General features: G+C 43.9%; 13 protein-coding genes and 1 CRISPR repeat array. Of the genes, 9 read left to right on the top strand and 4 right to left on the bottom strand.

The window, feature by feature from the left end; translation table 11 throughout:
- The first annotated feature begins 94 nt into the window (after positions 1 to 94).
- The 9 genes from HC643_RS40005 (at position 95) to HC643_RS39965 (ending at position 6,718) form a co-directional block, all read left to right on the top strand.
- Positions 95 to 613 carry a phycocyanin subunit beta gene (locus tag HC643_RS40005; protein WP_038077750.1) on the top strand — a complete coding sequence of 173 codons (519 nt, stop codon included), beginning with the start codon at positions 95 to 97 and terminating at the stop codon, positions 611 to 613.
- 76 nt (positions 614 to 689) lie between these two features.
- Positions 690 to 1,178: a phycocyanin subunit alpha gene (gene cpcA, locus HC643_RS40000; protein ID WP_038077753.1), complete on the top strand. Its 489-nt coding sequence runs from the start codon at positions 690 to 692 to the stop codon at positions 1,176 to 1,178.
- Positions 1,179 to 1,334: 156 nt separating this feature from the next.
- On the top strand, positions 1,335 to 2,195 hold the full coding sequence (locus HC643_RS39995; protein WP_038077756.1) for a phycobilisome linker polypeptide: 861 nt from the start codon (positions 1,335 to 1,337) through the stop codon (positions 2,193 to 2,195).
- Positions 2,196 to 2,292: 97 nt separating this feature from the next.
- Positions 2,293 to 2,538 carry a phycobilisome linker polypeptide gene (locus tag HC643_RS39990; RefSeq protein ID WP_038077758.1) on the top strand — a complete coding sequence of 82 codons (246 nt, stop codon included), beginning with the start codon at positions 2,293 to 2,295 and terminating at the stop codon, positions 2,536 to 2,538.
- 9 nt (positions 2,539 to 2,547) lie between these two features.
- Positions 2,548 to 3,378, top strand: a complete 831-nt coding sequence (locus HC643_RS39985; RefSeq protein WP_038077760.1) for a HEAT repeat domain-containing protein — start codon at positions 2,548 to 2,550, stop codon at positions 3,376 to 3,378.
- 91 nt (positions 3,379 to 3,469) lie between these two features.
- Complete coding sequence (locus HC643_RS39980) at positions 3,470 to 4,120, top strand: HEAT repeat domain-containing protein (RefSeq protein ID WP_038111263.1); 651 nt, start codon at positions 3,470 to 3,472, stop codon at positions 4,118 to 4,120.
- Between the two features lie 40 nt (positions 4,121 to 4,160).
- On the top strand, positions 4,161 to 4,997 hold the full coding sequence (locus tag HC643_RS39975) for a phycobilisome rod-core linker polypeptide (protein ID WP_038111262.1): 837 nt from the start codon (positions 4,161 to 4,163) through the stop codon (positions 4,995 to 4,997).
- 78 nt (positions 4,998 to 5,075) lie between these two features.
- Positions 5,076 to 5,819, top strand: a complete 744-nt coding sequence (locus HC643_RS39970) for a phycobilisome rod-core linker polypeptide (RefSeq protein ID WP_038111261.1) — start codon at positions 5,076 to 5,078, stop codon at positions 5,817 to 5,819.
- Between the two features lie 137 nt (positions 5,820 to 5,956).
- On the top strand, positions 5,957 to 6,718 hold the full coding sequence (locus HC643_RS39965) for a phycobilisome rod-core linker polypeptide (RefSeq protein ID WP_038111260.1): 762 nt from the start codon (positions 5,957 to 5,959) through the stop codon (positions 6,716 to 6,718).
- A 522-nt stretch (positions 6,719 to 7,240) separates the two neighbouring features.
- A CRISPR array of direct repeats spans positions 7,241 to 8,142; the repeat unit is 37 nt; unit sequence GTTTCAATCCCTGATAGGGATTCGTATAAATTACCAC.
- Between the two features lie 213 nt (positions 8,143 to 8,355).
- Here HC643_RS39965 and HC643_RS39960 read toward each other — a convergent pair.
- The 4 genes from HC643_RS39960 to HC643_RS39945 form a co-directional block, all read right to left on the bottom strand.
- Positions 8,356 to 11,061, bottom strand: a complete 2,706-nt coding sequence (locus tag HC643_RS39960; RefSeq protein ID WP_082051785.1) for a PAS domain-containing protein — start codon at positions 11,059 to 11,061, stop codon at positions 8,356 to 8,358.
- A 487-nt stretch (positions 11,062 to 11,548) separates the two neighbouring features.
- Positions 11,549 to 12,004 carry a response regulator gene (locus HC643_RS39955; protein ID WP_237266109.1) on the bottom strand — a complete coding sequence of 152 codons (456 nt, stop codon included), beginning with the start codon at positions 12,002 to 12,004 and terminating at the stop codon, positions 11,549 to 11,551.
- Between the two features lie 273 nt (positions 12,005 to 12,277).
- A complete protein-coding gene (locus HC643_RS39950; RefSeq protein WP_038090141.1) occupies positions 12,278 to 13,888 on the bottom strand; it encodes a DUF1565 domain-containing protein in 1,611 nt (536 codons plus the stop codon).
- Between the two features lie 53 nt (positions 13,889 to 13,941).
- On the bottom strand, positions 13,942 to 16,680 hold the full coding sequence (locus HC643_RS39945; RefSeq protein ID WP_050046222.1) for an MHYT domain-containing protein: 2,739 nt from the start codon (positions 16,678 to 16,680) through the stop codon (positions 13,942 to 13,944).
- Between the last annotated feature and the right edge of the window lie 195 nt (positions 16,681 to 16,875).

The raw sequence follows: 16,875 nt of genomic DNA, 5'->3' as shown, positions 1-16,875 counted from the left end.
GTTCGGTATCTGTTGTTTGCCATTCCAAAATTCATAAAACAATCTCAGTTTTAATCAAGACAGCACTCAACTAAGCAATTAGGAGAAAAAGTCCATGTTAGACGCATTTGCTAAGGTGGTTTCTCAAGCCGACTCCAGAGGTGAATTTTTGAGCACCGAGCAACTAGATGCTCTGAACAACCTGGTTAAGGATGGAAACAAGCGCTTGGATGTAGTAAACCGCATCACCAGCAATGCTTCCACCATCGTTACCAACGCTGCTCGCGCTTTGTTTGAAGAGCAGCCCCAATTGATTGCTCCTGGTGGTAACGCTTACACCAACCGTCGTATGGCTGCTTGTTTGCGCGACATGGAAATCATTTTGCGCTATGTTACCTACGCAATTTTAGCAGGTGACGCTAGCGTATTAGATGACCGCTGCTTGAACGGCTTGCGCGAAACCTACCAAGCATTGGGTACCCCTGGTTCTTCCGTAGCAGTTGGCGTTCAAAAAATGAAAGATGCTGCAACCAAGATTGCTAACGACCCCGCAGGTATCACCCCTGGTGATTGCAGTGCATTGATCTCTGAAGTAGCTAGCTACTTCGATCGCGCTGCTTCTGCAGTTGCCTAATAGCACAAGAAAAGCCCAGAACCTAATAACAGGTATCTAGGCATAAAGAAATGTAACACCAAGGAGATTGTACACCATGAAAACCCCAATTACCGAAGCAATTGCAGCTGCTGATACCCAAGGACGTTTTCTGAGCAACACCGAATTGCAAGCTGTTAACGGTCGTTTCGAGCGTGCAGCAGCAAGCTTGGAAGCTGCTCGTGCTTTGACAGCCAACGCTCAGCGTCTAATCGACGGTGCAACTCAAGCAGTTTATCAGAAGTTCCCTTACACAACCCAGTATCAAGGACCTCAGTACGCTGCTGATTCTCGTGGTAAGTCCAAGTGTGCTCGTGACGTAGGTCACTACCTCCGGATTGTTACCTACTCCTTGGTTGCTGGTGGTACCGGTCCATTGGATGAGTACTTGATTGCTGGTTTGGATGAAATCAACCGCTCCTTTGAATTATCTGGAAGCTGGTATGTAGAAGCTCTGAAATACATCAAATCCAACCACGGTCTCTCCGGTCAAGCTGCTAACGAAGCTAACACCTACATTGATTACGCCATCAACGCTCTAAGCTAGATCGCGTTTTGCCCGGAGAGGGATGCAAGTGCTGGATGAGTTCACCTAGCAGTTGGATCGCGCTCCGGGCATTGTTTTACTTTGGGAAAGATAAAAAATACTTATCAAAGCACTCTGTAGGTAGCTCAAGTGCTAAAGAAATAGGGGGAAAGAAAAATGGCGATTACAGCAGCAGCATCCAGGCTGGGGACTGAAGCTTTTAGTGATTCACCTCGAATTGAACTCCGCCCCAACGCCAGCAAAGATAATGTCGAAGCGGTGATTCGTGCCGTATATCGGCAGGTTTTGGGTAATGATTATTTGATGGCATCAGAACGTCTCAAGAGCGCCGAATCACTCCTGCGAGATGGGAATCTAACAGTCCGGGAGTTCGTGCGTAGCGTTGCCAAATCAGAACTTTACAAGAAGAAGTTTTTCTACAACAGTTTCCAAACTCGATTAATCGAACTCAACTACAAACACCTGTTGGGTCGCGCTCCCTACGATGAGTCGGAAGTGGTTTACCACTTAGACTTATATCAAAACCAAGGGTATGATGCCGAAATAGATTCTTATATCGATTCTGTAGAGTATCAAACTAATTTTGGCGACAATATAGTACCATACTATCGCGGTTTTGCAACTCAAACAGGACAAAAAACAGTGGGATTTAACCGGATGTTCCGGTTATATCGTGGTTACGCCAACAGCGATCGCGCACAAGTAGAAGGGAAAACTTCTCGTCTCGCTCGCGAACTGGCAACAAACAGTGCATCCTCCATCGTCGGTCCTTCTGGAAGCAACGAAAACTGGGGCTATCGTGCATCAAACGATGTTGCACCCCGGAAGAATTTGGGGAACGCGGTAGGACAAGGCGATCGCGTTTACCGAGTAGAAGTAGCAGGGCTATTAAGTCCGGGCTATCCCAAAGTACGCCGCAGCAGCACCGCCATATTTGTGCCATACGAAAGACTTTCTGAGAAGTTACAACAACTTCAGCGCCAAGGCGGCAAAATTGTCAGCATTAACCCTGCTTAATGGTGGAATGGGGAATGAGGAGTAGCAGTGATATCTTGACAACTCCCTACTCCCTACCTCTGACTGGTTAACAAGCAATACTACAGGAGAAATAAAGATGTTCGGACAAACCACAGTTGGAACAGGCGGTCTTTCTAGTGCAGGTAGCCGGATGTTCCGTTACGAAGTCGTAGGTTTGCGTCAAAACTCAGAGAACGACAAAAACAGCTATGATATCCGCCGCAGTGGTAGCGTGTATATTACAGTACCCTACAGCCGCATGAACGAAGAAATGCAGCGTATTACCCGCATGGGTGCTAAGATTGTAAAAATTGAGCCTTTAACTGCTGAAGACGCTAACTAAAGTCTATCAATGATAGAACCCAGTGCAGAAGAGTATTTAGTAGAAAGCACTCAACCACTAACACCAGAGCAAGCAACAGCCAACCTGCGATCGTCGGATTTAAGTCTCCGCTACTACGCAGCTTGGTGGCTCGGTAGGTTTCGAGTCAGGTCAACAGAAGCTGTAGATGCTCTGATTGAAGCGTTAGAGGATGAAGCTGATAGAACAGAACTTGGAGGTTACCCTCTGCGACGCAATGCCGCAAGGGCACTGGGCAAAATAGGCAACATGAGAGCAGTACCAGCGCTTATTAAGTGCTTGGAATGCTCCGATTTTTACGTAAGGGAAGCAGCAGCCCAGTCTCTGGAAATGCTCCGCGACCCTAGCGCCGCCACTCCGCTTATGCAATTGTTAGAAGGGGGTGTTGCAGCTGCCATCCAGGTACCGGGACGCCCCCACCTAACTCAGCCATATGAAGCGGTGCTTGAAGCCTTAGGAGCAATTGGTGCTACTGAGGCTATTCCCTTAATTCAACCCTTTATCGAGCATCCAGTTCCAAGAGTACAGTGTGCTGCAAACAGGGCAATGTACCAGCTCTCAAAAGATCCTCAATATGGGGAACGTTTGGTAAAAGTGCTAGATAACAGCAACCTGCAATTGCGCCGTGTAGCTTTAGGAGATTTAGGAGCAATAGGGTATGTAGCAGCCGCAGATGCAATTGCTAATGCCACAGTAGAGAATAGCTTCAAACTAATAGCCCTCAAAGGCTTATTGGAAAGTCAACTCAATGAGGAGTCCCAAGCATCGTCTCTCACTGATGATGCTATTCGAATCCTAAACTTGATGGATTCATTGTTGTAGTAATTTTTTAGTGGTTAGTTGTTAGTAGGAAATTGTTATTAAACAATAATTTCCTACTCACTGCCAACGACTAACAACTAACTCTTAATCAATGACTGACATCCAAGAATTAATTCGCGCCGTTACCGAAGCAGACTCCCCAGGGCGAATGGTGGCGGCTGTGCAAAAATTGGCAGCAGCAAAAGATCCGGTAGCAATTCCCACATTAATTGCCTCCTTTGGATATAACAACCCAGGAGCAGCAGTGGTGGCAGTTGCCGGATTGACAGAATTAGGAGAGGTTGCAGTGCCACAGTTGCTGGAAAACATAGATGATTATAACTACGGCGCACGGGCTTACTCAATTCGCACTTTAGCTGCGATAGGTGACCCCCGCGCCTTAGAAGTGTTGTTAACAGCATCTGCTACAGACTTTGCACCCACTGTTCGTCGTGCAGCTGCCAAGGGGTTGGGCTTTTTGCAATGGCACAAGTTGGCCGAAAGCGATAAGCCGGGTACGGCTTGCGCCAAGGGCAATCGCACAACTTCACAAATCAGAGCCATGGAAGCCCTGATTTCCCTAACGCAAGACTCTGACTGGTCAATTCGCTATGCTGCCATTGTTGGTTTGCAAGCACTTGCCAAAATACCAGAACTCCAAAGTTCGATTGAGGCTAGATTTGAGGAAATGTTAGCCAGCGATGGCGAAAAAGCAATCCGTGCTCGCGTACAGGTAGCCCAGCAACAAGTTAAGAGTCTCTAGTTTCCAATCCTCTTTACCATAAAAAAAGGTAAAAGTAAAGATGTCAATACCATTACTTGAATCCATACCAAAGACGCAAAACCAGCGTGTTGAGGGCTATGAAGTCCCTAACGAAGACACTCCACTCATTTACCGCTCAACAGACGCTATCTCAGACGCTGATATTGATGCCATCATCTGGGCAGGATACCGACAAATTTTTAGCGAACACCTCATTTTAGAGAGCTACCGCCAACCCTTTTTAGAATCCCAATTGCGAAATCGGGCTATTAACGTCCGAGATTTTATCCGGGGATTGGGTAAGTCTGAAGTTTATCGGTCACTTGTGGGAGATACCAATTCCAATTATCGCCTGGTAGACATCAGCTTTAAGCGCTTTTTAGGGCGTTCTACCTATGGCAAAGACGAGCAAATTGCATGGTCGATTGTCATTGCCACAAAAGGCTTAAATGGCTTCATTGATGCTCTGGTAGACAGCGACGAATACCTCCAAAACTTTGGCGATGATATAGTTCCTTACCAACGCCGTCGCTTCAAAGACAGACCCTTCAACTTAGTCAATCCTCGCTACGCTGACTACTGGCGCAACCAGCAGCTGTCAATAACCTTGGGAGGTACGAGTTACTACCAAGCAACAGTCAGCGGACAATCCGTACAAAGAGGCGTGCGCGGATCGATTCCTTATAATTTCCTAACAATGGCTGCAAGTATTGCTCCTGGTGGCTTAAACTACCAGCGATCGCAAGACAGAGCCAGAAATTACATTGCTGATGTAGAGTTGCCTGAAGCATACAGCCAAACAGCAGCCCAACCAACTGTAAAACCCACGAAAGTGAATTTACCTTACAGTTACATTCCTGGAAATAAAACAACTTAGCTAATGGCTAATGGCTAATGGCTAATGGCTAATGGCTAATGGAGTCAATTAGCAATTAACAATCTCGCAATTAACATTATGACAATCCCTTTACTGCAATATAAACCCAGTTCGCAAAACCAGAGAGTTGCTGGTTACGAAGTGCCTAACGAAGATACTCCCAGAATTTACCGCTTGGAAGATTCTCCTTCTGATGGTGAAATTCAAGAACTGATTTGGGCGGCTTACCGACAAATTATCAGCGAACACGAAATTTTGAATTTCTACCGCCAGAGCAACTTAGAATCTCAGCTGAAGAACCGCGCTATCACTGTACGGGACTTTATTAGAGGGTTAGCAAAATCAGAAGCTTACCGCCGTCTGGTAGTTGAGACCAATTCTAATTACCGTATTGTAGAAGTGACTTTGAAACGGCTGTTAGGACGTGCGCCCTACAACAAAGATGAAGAAATTGCTTGGTCAATTAAAATTGCTACTTTAGGGTTGGGTGGCTTTGTTGATGCTTTGTTGGACAGCGAAGAGTACATAACTAACTTTGGTGAAAATACAGTTCCTTACCAACGCCGTCGTTTTAAAGACAGACCCTTTAATTTAGTCACTCCTCGCTACGGTAATTACTGGCGAGACAAACAGGAAGACGAGCGCTACAAGTGGGGAGATATAAAGAACTTCCTAGAAATGGCAAGTTCTATCAAAGTCACTCCAGTTAAATTCACACCCGTAAACACAACAAACATCAAAATTCCCGATACCACCAGGCAAACAACGCCCCAGGGAATTCCTGTTTCTATTAGCCCCACTGCAAGTTTCCCAATTCGCTAAAGGGTTAGTAGTTAGTAGTTACTGGTCTCTGGTTATTTCACAACCAAATGCGAGACAATAAAAGATGAGGATATTCAGCCTCTTCTATAAAGCCAGTTCTTTGTTTAGCATAGTTAGTTTACGAGGAAAAACAGAGCATGGCATTGCCATTACTTCAATACAAACCAAGCAGTCAAAATCAACGCGTTAAGAGCTTTGGTAAAGCCGATCAAAACGAAGATACACCATATATCTATCGTTTAGAAGATGTTAGCAGTTACACTGACATTCAAAACATCATTTGGGCAGGATATCGCCAAGTTTTCAGCGAGCATGAGATTCTTAGCTTTAATCGCCAGCAAAATCTCGAGTCTCAACTGAAAAATAGTTCAATTACTGTACGTGACTTCATTCGCGGTTTAGCTCAATCTGAAGCTTTTTACCGTTTGGTAGTCTCTGTCAATAATAACTACCGTTTGGTAAACATCTGCCTCAAGCGCTTGTTAGGTCGCGAGTCTTACAATAAAGACGAGGAAATTGCTTGGTCAATTAAAATCGCTACCTTGGGCTTTAAAGGTTTTATTGATGCGCTTGTAGATAGTCAAGAGTACACTGACAATTTTGGTGAAAATACCGTTCCTTACCAGCGCAAGCGTATGGAAGGACGTCCCTTTAACTTGGTAACTCCTCGCTACGGTGAAGACTTCCAAGAAAAAGCAGGTACAGTTACTACCGATTGGCGCTTTACTTTGGACAAATTCTACAGCCGCAAGTTCCAAGAAAGGCAACTCGCAGAAGGCGATCCACGTAAGTACCGCGATTTGGCAGAGTCTATCAATACCAAAGGTAACTACGCTCAACGCATTTCTGCTTTTGACCTCGATTATCTCAGCCTAGTGCCTAACCGTGGCAGACGCTAAGATTTTTCTCTGAACACCTAAAACTTTATACTGGGTCTGGTAACTGTGTTTGTGCATTAGCTGGTTAACCTTTGCATGTTAGCTAGGTGTTGCATAAAGCAGGAACTAGACCCAGTCGTTTTTTATGTCGTGAGCTTGCGTCTCGCTTTTTGGTCAATGAACTCATACCAAATCCGTTTCTCCAACCTAACGATTGGAAATCGAGGCTATACAAACAAAGTCCCTTCGGGTTCGCCCTCCGGGTTCGCCAGTCGCCAGGGCGTGGGAAACCCGCCTGCAGCGCTAGACTCACCAGTTCCCAGGGCGCGGGAAACCCGCCTGCTTTCCCTGGACTCACCGCCTACGCGGACTAGATTATCAAGGGGGTGCAAAACGCGGATTTAGTATCACTTCGTTTGTAAGATGTTCGCAGCAAAGCCCCTTAGATTTAAAGCCATCGCACACTTTGAGATATCCCTAATAATTCTCGTATAAATTACCACCTTCCACCCAGTAACTTCGCTTCAGCCTCAGCTTTTTGAAGTTTCAATCCCTGATAGGGATTCGTATAAATTACCACTATAGTGCCCTCCAAAACGCACTAAACTCACTCAAAGGTTTCAATCCCTGATAGGGATTCGTATAAATTACCACTTTCCCTTGTTTACGGTCTTCCTGGTAAAAATAAGTTTCAATCCCTGATAGGGATTCGTATAAATTACCACGCTTTTAAATTTAGACTTTTACTTTACTCAGGAAATGTTTCAATCCCTGATAGGGATTCGTATAAATTACCACTTCATATTTACTTCCACAACACATACCAACATTTTGTTTCAATCCCTGATAGGGATTCGTATAAATTACCACTTGGATAAACTCGGTCCTTTTGGAGTTGGTATCATTGGTTTCAATCCCTGATAGGGATTCGTATAAATTACCACTTGCACCTTCTCACCCCATCGCTCCACGTGGGTTTCAATCCCTGATAGGGATTCGTATAAATTACCACTTACCTTGCCATCAGATCGCTCAACCCGAGATAGGTTTCAATCCCTGATAGGGATTCGTATAAATTACCACTTTAGATTTAAAAATTAAGAAGCCTAAAAGGAAATCAAGTTTCAATCCCTGATAGGGATTCGTATAAATTACCACCTGAGCTTAATAAAACTGCCCAAAGATTGCAGCTTTTGTTTCAATCCCTGATAGGGATTCGTATAAATTACCACCAACGAGTAACTTTACCCTCGGTATCATTAACCCGTTTCAATCCCTGATAGGGATTCGTATAAATTACCACCACCGCCAGGGAAGTTCGCCTTGTCGAGCAATCCGTTTCAATCCCTGATAGGGATTCGTATAAATTACCACATGCATACCGCCGCCAGCGCTAGCCGTACTCTTGGTTTCAATCCCTGATAGGGATTCGTATAAATTACCACTGCTGGCTTTTAAAAGGCTTGCCTTATTAAGTTTTCAAGGAACTGCTGCGCGGATGACTTAAGCATAACACGTTTGGCACCAGTCATGACAAGAGGAATTGCTTGAAACTCTTACCCTGTAAGCAGCGCGGATGGTTTTGATGGGAAATTGAGATGAAAGCCTTACGCAGTCAGGGGTAGAAGGACTTTTTTGAGGTCCCCATTTTTCAACACCTACCCATCCGCGCTGTCAGATTTCAAAAGATTGACGATCGCGCCAACTAATTGCTCGGGATCGACTGGCTTGGCAATATGGTATTGAAATCCCACAGTGAGTGCTTGTTGCCGATCGATCTCTCCTGCGTATGCAGTCAGAGCGATCGCTTTTATCTGGCTAATTTGCTCGCTTGGCATTGCTCGAATGTGCCGCATTAGCATATATCCGTCCATATCAGGCATCCCAATATCACTAACTAACACGTTGGGTTGAATCTTTGCTATGACTTGAAGTGCTTGAAGTGCAGAAGCAACTTCTGTAACAATTGCACCGCGTTGTTCTAAGATAAAGGCAATTAACTCTCTTGAATCTGCCTCATCATCAACCACAAGCACCTGTTTGCCACTTAGGGGTAATGCCTCATGTACGAGCAAAGAGGAATTATCTGCCTGTTTGATGCTTTTGTCTTCATTTAAAAGCGGTAAAGTAACCGTAAAAGTAGCTCCAAGCCCTTCCCCCGGACTTTCGGCTCGAACGGTACCGCCATGCAGTTCGACTAATTGACGGACAATTGCCAACCCTAACCCCAATCCGCCAAACTTTCTCGTTGTCGTTGCATCTGCCTGACGGAAGTACTCGAACACATGAGGTAGAAAATCAGGATGAATGCCTTTGCCCGTGTCGCTGACTGTAATTTGAGCTTCCCAGTTAATGCGCTCTAACCGAATTTCTACCCGTCCGCCCGGTGAAGTGAATTTAACGGCGTTGCTCAGCAAATTCCAAATCACTTGCTGCAAACGGGCAGAATCTCCCAAAACTTGTGCGCTCTTTAACTCCAAGACTGTATCAATTTGAATTGACTTGGCTTGAGCAGCCAACCGTACTGTTTCAATAGCTGCTGCAATTGTCAATACCAAATTCACAGGAACCATTTCAAGGCTCAGTTTGCCACGTAAGATGCGAGAAACATCTAATAAATCTTCAATCAGTTGTACTTGGAGTTTAGCGTTTCGCTCGATTGTTTGTAACGCTTGAGTGGTTTTTGTTGCATCTAACTTACCGCTTAGCAGTAACTGAGACCAACCTAAGATAGGATTGAGGGGCGAGCGCAACTCGTGAGATAACACTGCTAAAAACTCATCTTTGATCCGGTTAGCCGTTTCAGCTTCCGCACGGGCGGCTTGCTCTTGCTCTAGCAGCCACTGGCGCTGTTGGTCGAGTTGTTTTTGAGTTTCGATATCTGTTGCTGTGCCAAACCATTTAATAACTTGCCCTTGCTGGTTTTTCAGAGGTACCGCTTGATGCAAATACCAGCGATAAGCTCCATCTGCCCGTCGCATCCGACCTTCAGCTCGATAGTTTGTACCTGCGTGTTGCGCTGCTGCCCAATTTTGGCTGAGAGTTGGGACATCATCGGGATGTATAATGGCTTCCCAACCACAGGTTTGAACTTGGGCTAAGGTTAACCCCGTGAAATCTGACCAACGTTGATTAATATCAGTAAGTGTTCCATCGCTGTTAGCAGTCCACACCAGTTGGGGAATTGATTCTGCTAAATAACGATAGCGTTCTTCACTTTGCCGCAGGGTTGCTTCAATTTGTTTGCGATCGGTAATATCAAGTGCCGTTCCAATAAACCCAACCGCTCGTCGCGCACCCCCATCTTCCTCAAATTCTACCTGCCCGTTAGCTGAGACCCACCGCTCGCTGCCATCATCCCACAGGATGCGGTAATCAATTTCATACTCACCAGATAGCGCCGGATCGAGGGCTGTTGCGATCGCCGTTGTCACTCGTGTTCGATCGTCAGGATGTATCCGTTCCATCACTCTTGGAAGGGGGATTGTGACTGCATCCTTCGGCTCGCCCCAAATCTCGCGCATCCGTTCGTCCAGTTCCACAAGATTTGTGTCGGTGTCGTAGCGCCAAGTTCCCAATCGAGCCACTTTAATAGCAAGTTGTATGTGTTTCTCGCTCTCTCGTAATGCTTCTTCTGCCTGTTTGCGATGAGTAATGTCACGGAAGAAAATATCAAGACCATCTTCATGGGGATAGGCGTCAATCTCAAGCCACAAATTATATGTAGGGGGTTGGTAAAAGTGATGCTCAAAGTGGACGGGAATTTGTTTTGCCATTGCACGCCGATATTGGCGCTCTACATTCGTCCCTACCAATACATACCACTCCTCCCAGTAAATCTTACCAATAACTTCTGTGCGAGGTTTGCTGTTAATTCGCTCCGCTTCTGCATTTTGATAAACGATGAGCCAGTTGCGATCGATCGCGACAAAGGCATCTTTCGTGCTTTCCAAAGTACGCGTAATTCGCAGGTTGGCTTCCCGCAATGCCTGCAAGGTTGCCTTAGTTTTTTGGTTGGCCATCCGCAATTGCGTGCAGAGTAACGCGATAAAAAATGACACCAGCGAGAATGCAAACAATTGCACCAACTGATTGGCACTTGTGATGGTGAATGAGTAAAGCGGCTCCATCAAGAAGTAGAGGCAGTCGCCGACAGACACGGCGAGCGCGAGCAGCCCCGGTTTCATGCCCCCATACCAAGCACTAGCTGCAACAGCAGCAAAAAATAGTGGAAATATGAGTGGATTCAGGAGCGGCAGAAGCAGTTGTGTTAGCAGAAGGGCGACTGTCGCTGCCAGAATCGCAACGCCATAAGGTAGCAATCGAGAGGGCATATAATTTTCTTTACGTACAGTCACCGTCATTTCGCGAATTTACCCCTATTCTACCGACAAGAAATACTGCTTTCGCAACTTCTAGACGACATACCGTTAGATAGAAGAACCTTTTTTCAAAATCAGTACAATTTATACTAACAAGCAAAAATCCCTATATACAATTTAGCTTCTAGCCAGTTTACCACTAGAAGCTATTATTTTTTAGAAATCAGAACCTACTCGTTCGCGTTATAAATTTTGCCCGGTTTATCTGAGTTGTAACTTATTTTTTATACGACGAACACAGCAATACTAGAAACCTATTAAAACTCCTGACACAAACGACTCCAGATTAACAAAGTAGCAGAAACCATGATGAAAAATCATTGATTCTTTATCCGCAAAGGAGTAATATTTTAATTTTCAAATATCTTCAGATATGACAGGACTGTGCCAAAAAAGATTTTTTGTACGCGATCGAACTTACCTTAATCCTTAAAGTGCAATTAGTGCTTTGCGATCGCAGAACAGTTTGTTAAATAATTTTGATAGCTTCTGCTACAAAATCATCAGGATCGACTGGCTTAATTAAGTAACTTTGAAATCCAGAGATCAAAGCAAAAATCTGTCCTTCATCTGTAGCAATAGCAGTTACTGCAATAGCTGGAATATCTTTGTGAGGTGAGTTTAAATTTCTAATTTTACGTATTAAGGAATAACCATCTACTTTTGGCATAGATATGTCTGCAATTAACAGGCGTAATTCAAATTTTTGGACGATCTCTAAAGCTTCCATAGCTGATGATGCTGTCATGACTTTAGCACCACTCTGTTCCAGAATGAATGTCATTAGTAGCAAATTATCACTATCATCGTCTACCACAAGTATAGGTAATCCTTCTAAGGTAGAAATGTTGCGTCTATCGCTATTAAGATGAAAATTATTAGGATGCTTTGACACGATCGGATTGTCTCCTAGTTGCTTACTCAATTAGGGGGAAGCCCTGCTAGGAGCTAGGTGCGAACTAGCTGTCTAGTGGGCATATTTGATTGTCATCCCTGCTCTACTTAGAAAAAATACCTTTTATGAGAGGATTGTTAGGATTGACTCTGAGTGGAATCAGGAATGTAAATAAGAACTTACTCTATTGATAATTCATTGGTATTCATTTGTTAGCTACTACCCACAGATAGATGTACTTCTCCTTTTCTTTTACCAACTCATATTATTCCCTACATTGAAAATATGCCTAACCCTTGACCCCTATATTATGTAAGGAGAATCAATAGCCTCTTCTTGACCGATATCCACTAAGGCTTGATAAACCATAACTGCAACTTCTGCACGGGTAACATCTCGGTTGGGATTGAGATGTTTTGGATTGGGAAAGTTGACAACTATTCTTCTTTGGGTAGCAATAACTATCTCTCTCTTTTTAGACTCTGGAACTTTTTCCCAGTCAGTATAAACATTACTGGCAGTAAAATTATCAGTCTTGAATTCCAATCCATTAACAAGAGAGACGATAATTTGCAATCGGTTCATATTGAGATGGGGACGGAAAGCATTGTTGGGAAAAGCTGAGATAAATTCCCCTTCATACGCCTGCTGTATTGCCCTATAAGCCCAAAAATTTCCCGGCACATCTTTAAAGTCTATCGCCTGCCTTTTTGTTGGTGGATTAAATGCTTTTACAACTATTGCTGCATATTGCGATCGCGTCATCGTTGCATCTGGTCTGAAAGTGCGATCGCGAAAACCCACAATAATTTCTAACTTGAATAATTTCTCAATAAACTCCTCCGCCCAATGATTTTTAATATCAATTAAACCTTTGAGGGGAGTTGCAAAGAATGTAAAATTAGGTATTGGTGCGGCAACAGGTATAGGTATGGAAGTTGGTTGCAACGTAGGTAGGGCTAGAGGTGCTTGAGTCGGCGCAGGTATGGGTTTTGGTATCTGAGTAAAAACGGGTGTTGGTTTAGAAGTCAGTGTAGGAGCTTGATTGTAAACTAATTCTACGTAGCCCTTGATTTTACCTGGGTCTAATTGATTGCCGACAGCTAATAGTCTGTGAGAACCGGAATTTTGCAAATCGAACTTACCATTAAGGCGCAAGATGTTGCTTCCATAATCATTGCTATTGCCTAAATCTGGTAAGGCGTTAGAAGTTACAGTTAAACCATCTTCAGTATTTCTTTCACTAATATTATTTCGCAATACCGGACGAGCATCACCCGAGACAACAATTCCAGAGCGATTTTCGTAAATATGATTGTCTGTCAGAATGGGAGAAGCGCGATCGCCAATCACCACACCAAAACCCGATCTGTAGCAGATATTACCCCGAATTTCTCCTTGAGTGTCGCGAACAATGGAAATACAATTTGTAGCATTTTCTGCAAATAAACTATCAGTAATAGTAACACGAGCATTGCCAGAGGCAAAAACACCGTCACGGCTGCAATTGATAAAAGTACAATTAGAAATAGTAGAAGCAATTGATTCAATCCAAACAGCAACTCCACGGTTAGCCCGGTTTGTGAAGGTTATTCCTCGAAGTTCTGCGCCATTGAAGGACAAAATGAAAGTTACATTTTGCTTTGCTAGGGTAGGGCTGCGATATTCACCACTCCCTTCAACGAGTACATTGCTACCCTTATGACTTTCATTGCCAACAATTGTGACAGCAATAGGAACATGCATCGGAAAGGTTTCACCGCTAGCAGCATTGTAATAACCCTCTGCCAACTGAATCTGACTGCCCGATGTCGCTCGCTTAAGAGCTTGGGTAATGGTTTTTAACGGTGCTTGTTGGCTACCTGCCGCACTGTCACTGCCTGCTGTTGGATTAACGTACAGAATCTCAGCCATCTTCACATACTCTAGGAAGCACTGCGGCAATACTACCCTAAAGACGTTTGCATCTACAAATGCAATTTACGCTGAGGTTGCGTGACAGCTAATGCTCCTGTTTTAAATACACTCACGGAATCTTGCAATTGCTGCGTTACGTCTACAGTTTGTTCTAAAGACAAAGACACAATACGTGATGAATTAGCCGTGCGTTCTGAAGCTTGAGCAATTTCTTGCATAAGAATAGCTACAGCTTGAGAGGTTCTCGCTTGAGATACTGTTGCTTGCGAAATTGATTGAACTAATTGGTCAATTTGGTAGGAGATTTCCATAATTCTTTCTAAACTTTGTTTGGTATCCTTCACAAGCTGAACGCTCTCAACAACGCGAGTTGTTCCAAATTCTATTGCTTGCACAACTTCATTGGTTTCTGCTTTGATGTTTTGAGCGATCGCCTCAATCTCTTGGGTAGCTTCAGCTGATTGGATTGCCAATTTACTGATTTCTTGAGCTACGGCTCCAAAACCCTGACTTTCATCATTAGTCCGAGAAGCTTCAATACTGGCATTGATAGACAGTAAGTTTGTTTGCATGGCGATTTGCTCGATCAAGGTGACTGCTTTGGAAATTTGTTGCGATGATTCACCAAAATGCTTCACTTTTTCTGCTGTTTCTGTCACTGCTTGTCGCAAATCTAAAATACTACACACAGTTAGTTCCATTGCTTGTCCTGCAGCAACAGCAGTATCTGAGGCTACACGAGCAACTTCTGTCGCTTGGTTGGCACTATCTGCAACCGCTTGAATAGATTGGTTCATTTGCTCGATTTCATCCAAAGTTCGAGTAATTTCTTCAGCTTGTTCGAGTGCTTCATCTGCTAAGTTACGAATTGCTTTGGAATTTTCTCCCACAAAGTAAGTGACCTGTAAGGCTGCTTGCTTAACCCGCGTGACCGTGTCTCGCAAACTTTCAATAATGGTATTGAAAAAATCAGAGACAATTCCAATTTCACCAGTTGTGATTTCAGCCCGAACTGTCAGATCTCCTTTAACCACTTCTTCAACATGACTGATGAATTCTAATAAATTCTGTTGGAGAATTTCTTTACTCAACCTGAGTTCTTCTTCCGCCCACTTGCGTTGAGTAATGTCAGTTTGTATACCAATGAAATTTATAATTCGTCCGGACTTATCTTTTACCGGCGAGATAGTCACTTCATTCCAGAAGGGAGTCCCGTCTTTACGGTAATTTTGAACAATCACCTGACATTCATGCCCTAATCTTATTGCTTCGCGTATTTGCTCGACCGACATTGGATCGGTTCCCGGTCCTTGCAAAAAGCGACAGTTCCGACCGATAACTTCCTGCTGTGAATAGCCTGTCATGCTTTCAAAAGCAGGATTGCAAAAAATCATGGGATTGTCAGGTTGGCGCGGATCGGTAATGACTATAGCATTGCTTGCATCGGCGATAGCGCGATCGCGCAGTCTCAAAACTTCCTGTGCTTGCTCTAGTTCGTGGAGCAGATAGGCTTGTTCTAAAGCAATACCAACTTGAGTTGCCAATTGTTGGAACAAATCAATTTCAGGTTGTTGCCAATTCCGGAATTCAGAACATTGATGACCGCACATCAAACCCAATAACTCATTATTGGTAATAATAGGAGCAACTATATTTGACTTAATTTGAAAACCTTTTAAAATTTCTTGGTGACAATCTGTAAAACCTGCGTCGTAAATGTTATTAATTGCTCGGACTCGACCATTTTTGTACATATCTATGTACTCTTTACGGAATGGGTCATTCACAGTCTGCCCTAAAAGTTTTACCCATTCAGATGTTGTTGCTTCAGCAACAATCGTACCTGTCCAGTCTGGATTAAAGCGATAAATAACCACTCGATCTATCATCAGTGCTTGTTGGACTTCAAAGACAGAAGTTTTTAACACGTCATCAACGTTCAGGGATTGTCGAATGCGGAGAGCTATATTTGTGAAGAGTTGGGAGCGCAAAGTTTCCGCTTCTTGCTGTTGTAGGAGCATCCCTTGTTGAGCGAGTAGTTTTTGGTCTACGTAAGAAGTCAAGATAGTAAAACCAAGAATGACAAGTGTAGCTATGCCGATGCTGAGCGCCAACCAGTTGAAGGAAATATTCATCTCTTCAGTGGCTACTGTATTGACAGCCTTTGTTGAGTGAAAAGAAGCAGCAGCCATTCCCGTGTAGTGCATTCCCGCGATCGCACTTCCCATAATCAGCGCACTCAAAACTTTCGGCAACCGACTGCCTTTGCTAGTTCGTCCTCCTAGCTCAGAGACAATCCACAGCGCTGTTATTGATGCACCAATTGCGATCGCGACAGAAAGTGCAAACAAAACAGGATTGTAGTGAGTGCTTGCATCTATTTCCATTGCTGCCATTCCAATGTAGTGCATAGCAGCAATACCAATGCCCATTAACACCCCACCAACAAGCAATTGCTGCTTGCTTAAAGTCTGACGACTCGTAAGAAAAAGCGCTCCGCCACAAGCAACAATCGCAGGTAACACAGAGACGATTACAGTAGATACGTCATAGACCATTGGTATGGGCAACCTAAAAGCTAGCATGGCAACAAAATGCATCGACCAGATACCAGTACCCATAACAACAGCACCACCAATCAACCAAACCAGTCTGGCTTGTGCTTGAGTTGTTCTCACTCGCCTAGCAAGATCTAGAGCAGTATATGAAGCAAAAACTGCTATGACAATTGAAAGTAAGACAAGGCGAAGGTCGTAAGTGCTATTGATTATGACATCTGCCAGAAGCATCTAAATAAACCTCAATCTAATAGTTGACTGTTAACTGCTGAATGCTAAGTGTTAACAAAGAAAAAAGTCTGGTAGATGCTGGAAACTCTTATACTTGTAATAATGGTAGATGTAATAATCTTCAGTGCTTTACAGGTGAAACGGTAGAATGATTTCCATAATATAAAGTTTCACTTTCAGCATCTGTCTTAAGTT

The organism is Tolypothrix bouteillei VB521301, assembly GCF_000760695.4.
Lineage (GTDB): Bacteria > Cyanobacteriota > Cyanobacteriia > Cyanobacteriales > Nostocaceae > Scytonema > Scytonema bouteillei_A.
The sequence above is the reverse complement of the archived record's forward strand: the minus strand, read 5'-3'. Positions and strand labels throughout refer to the sequence as shown.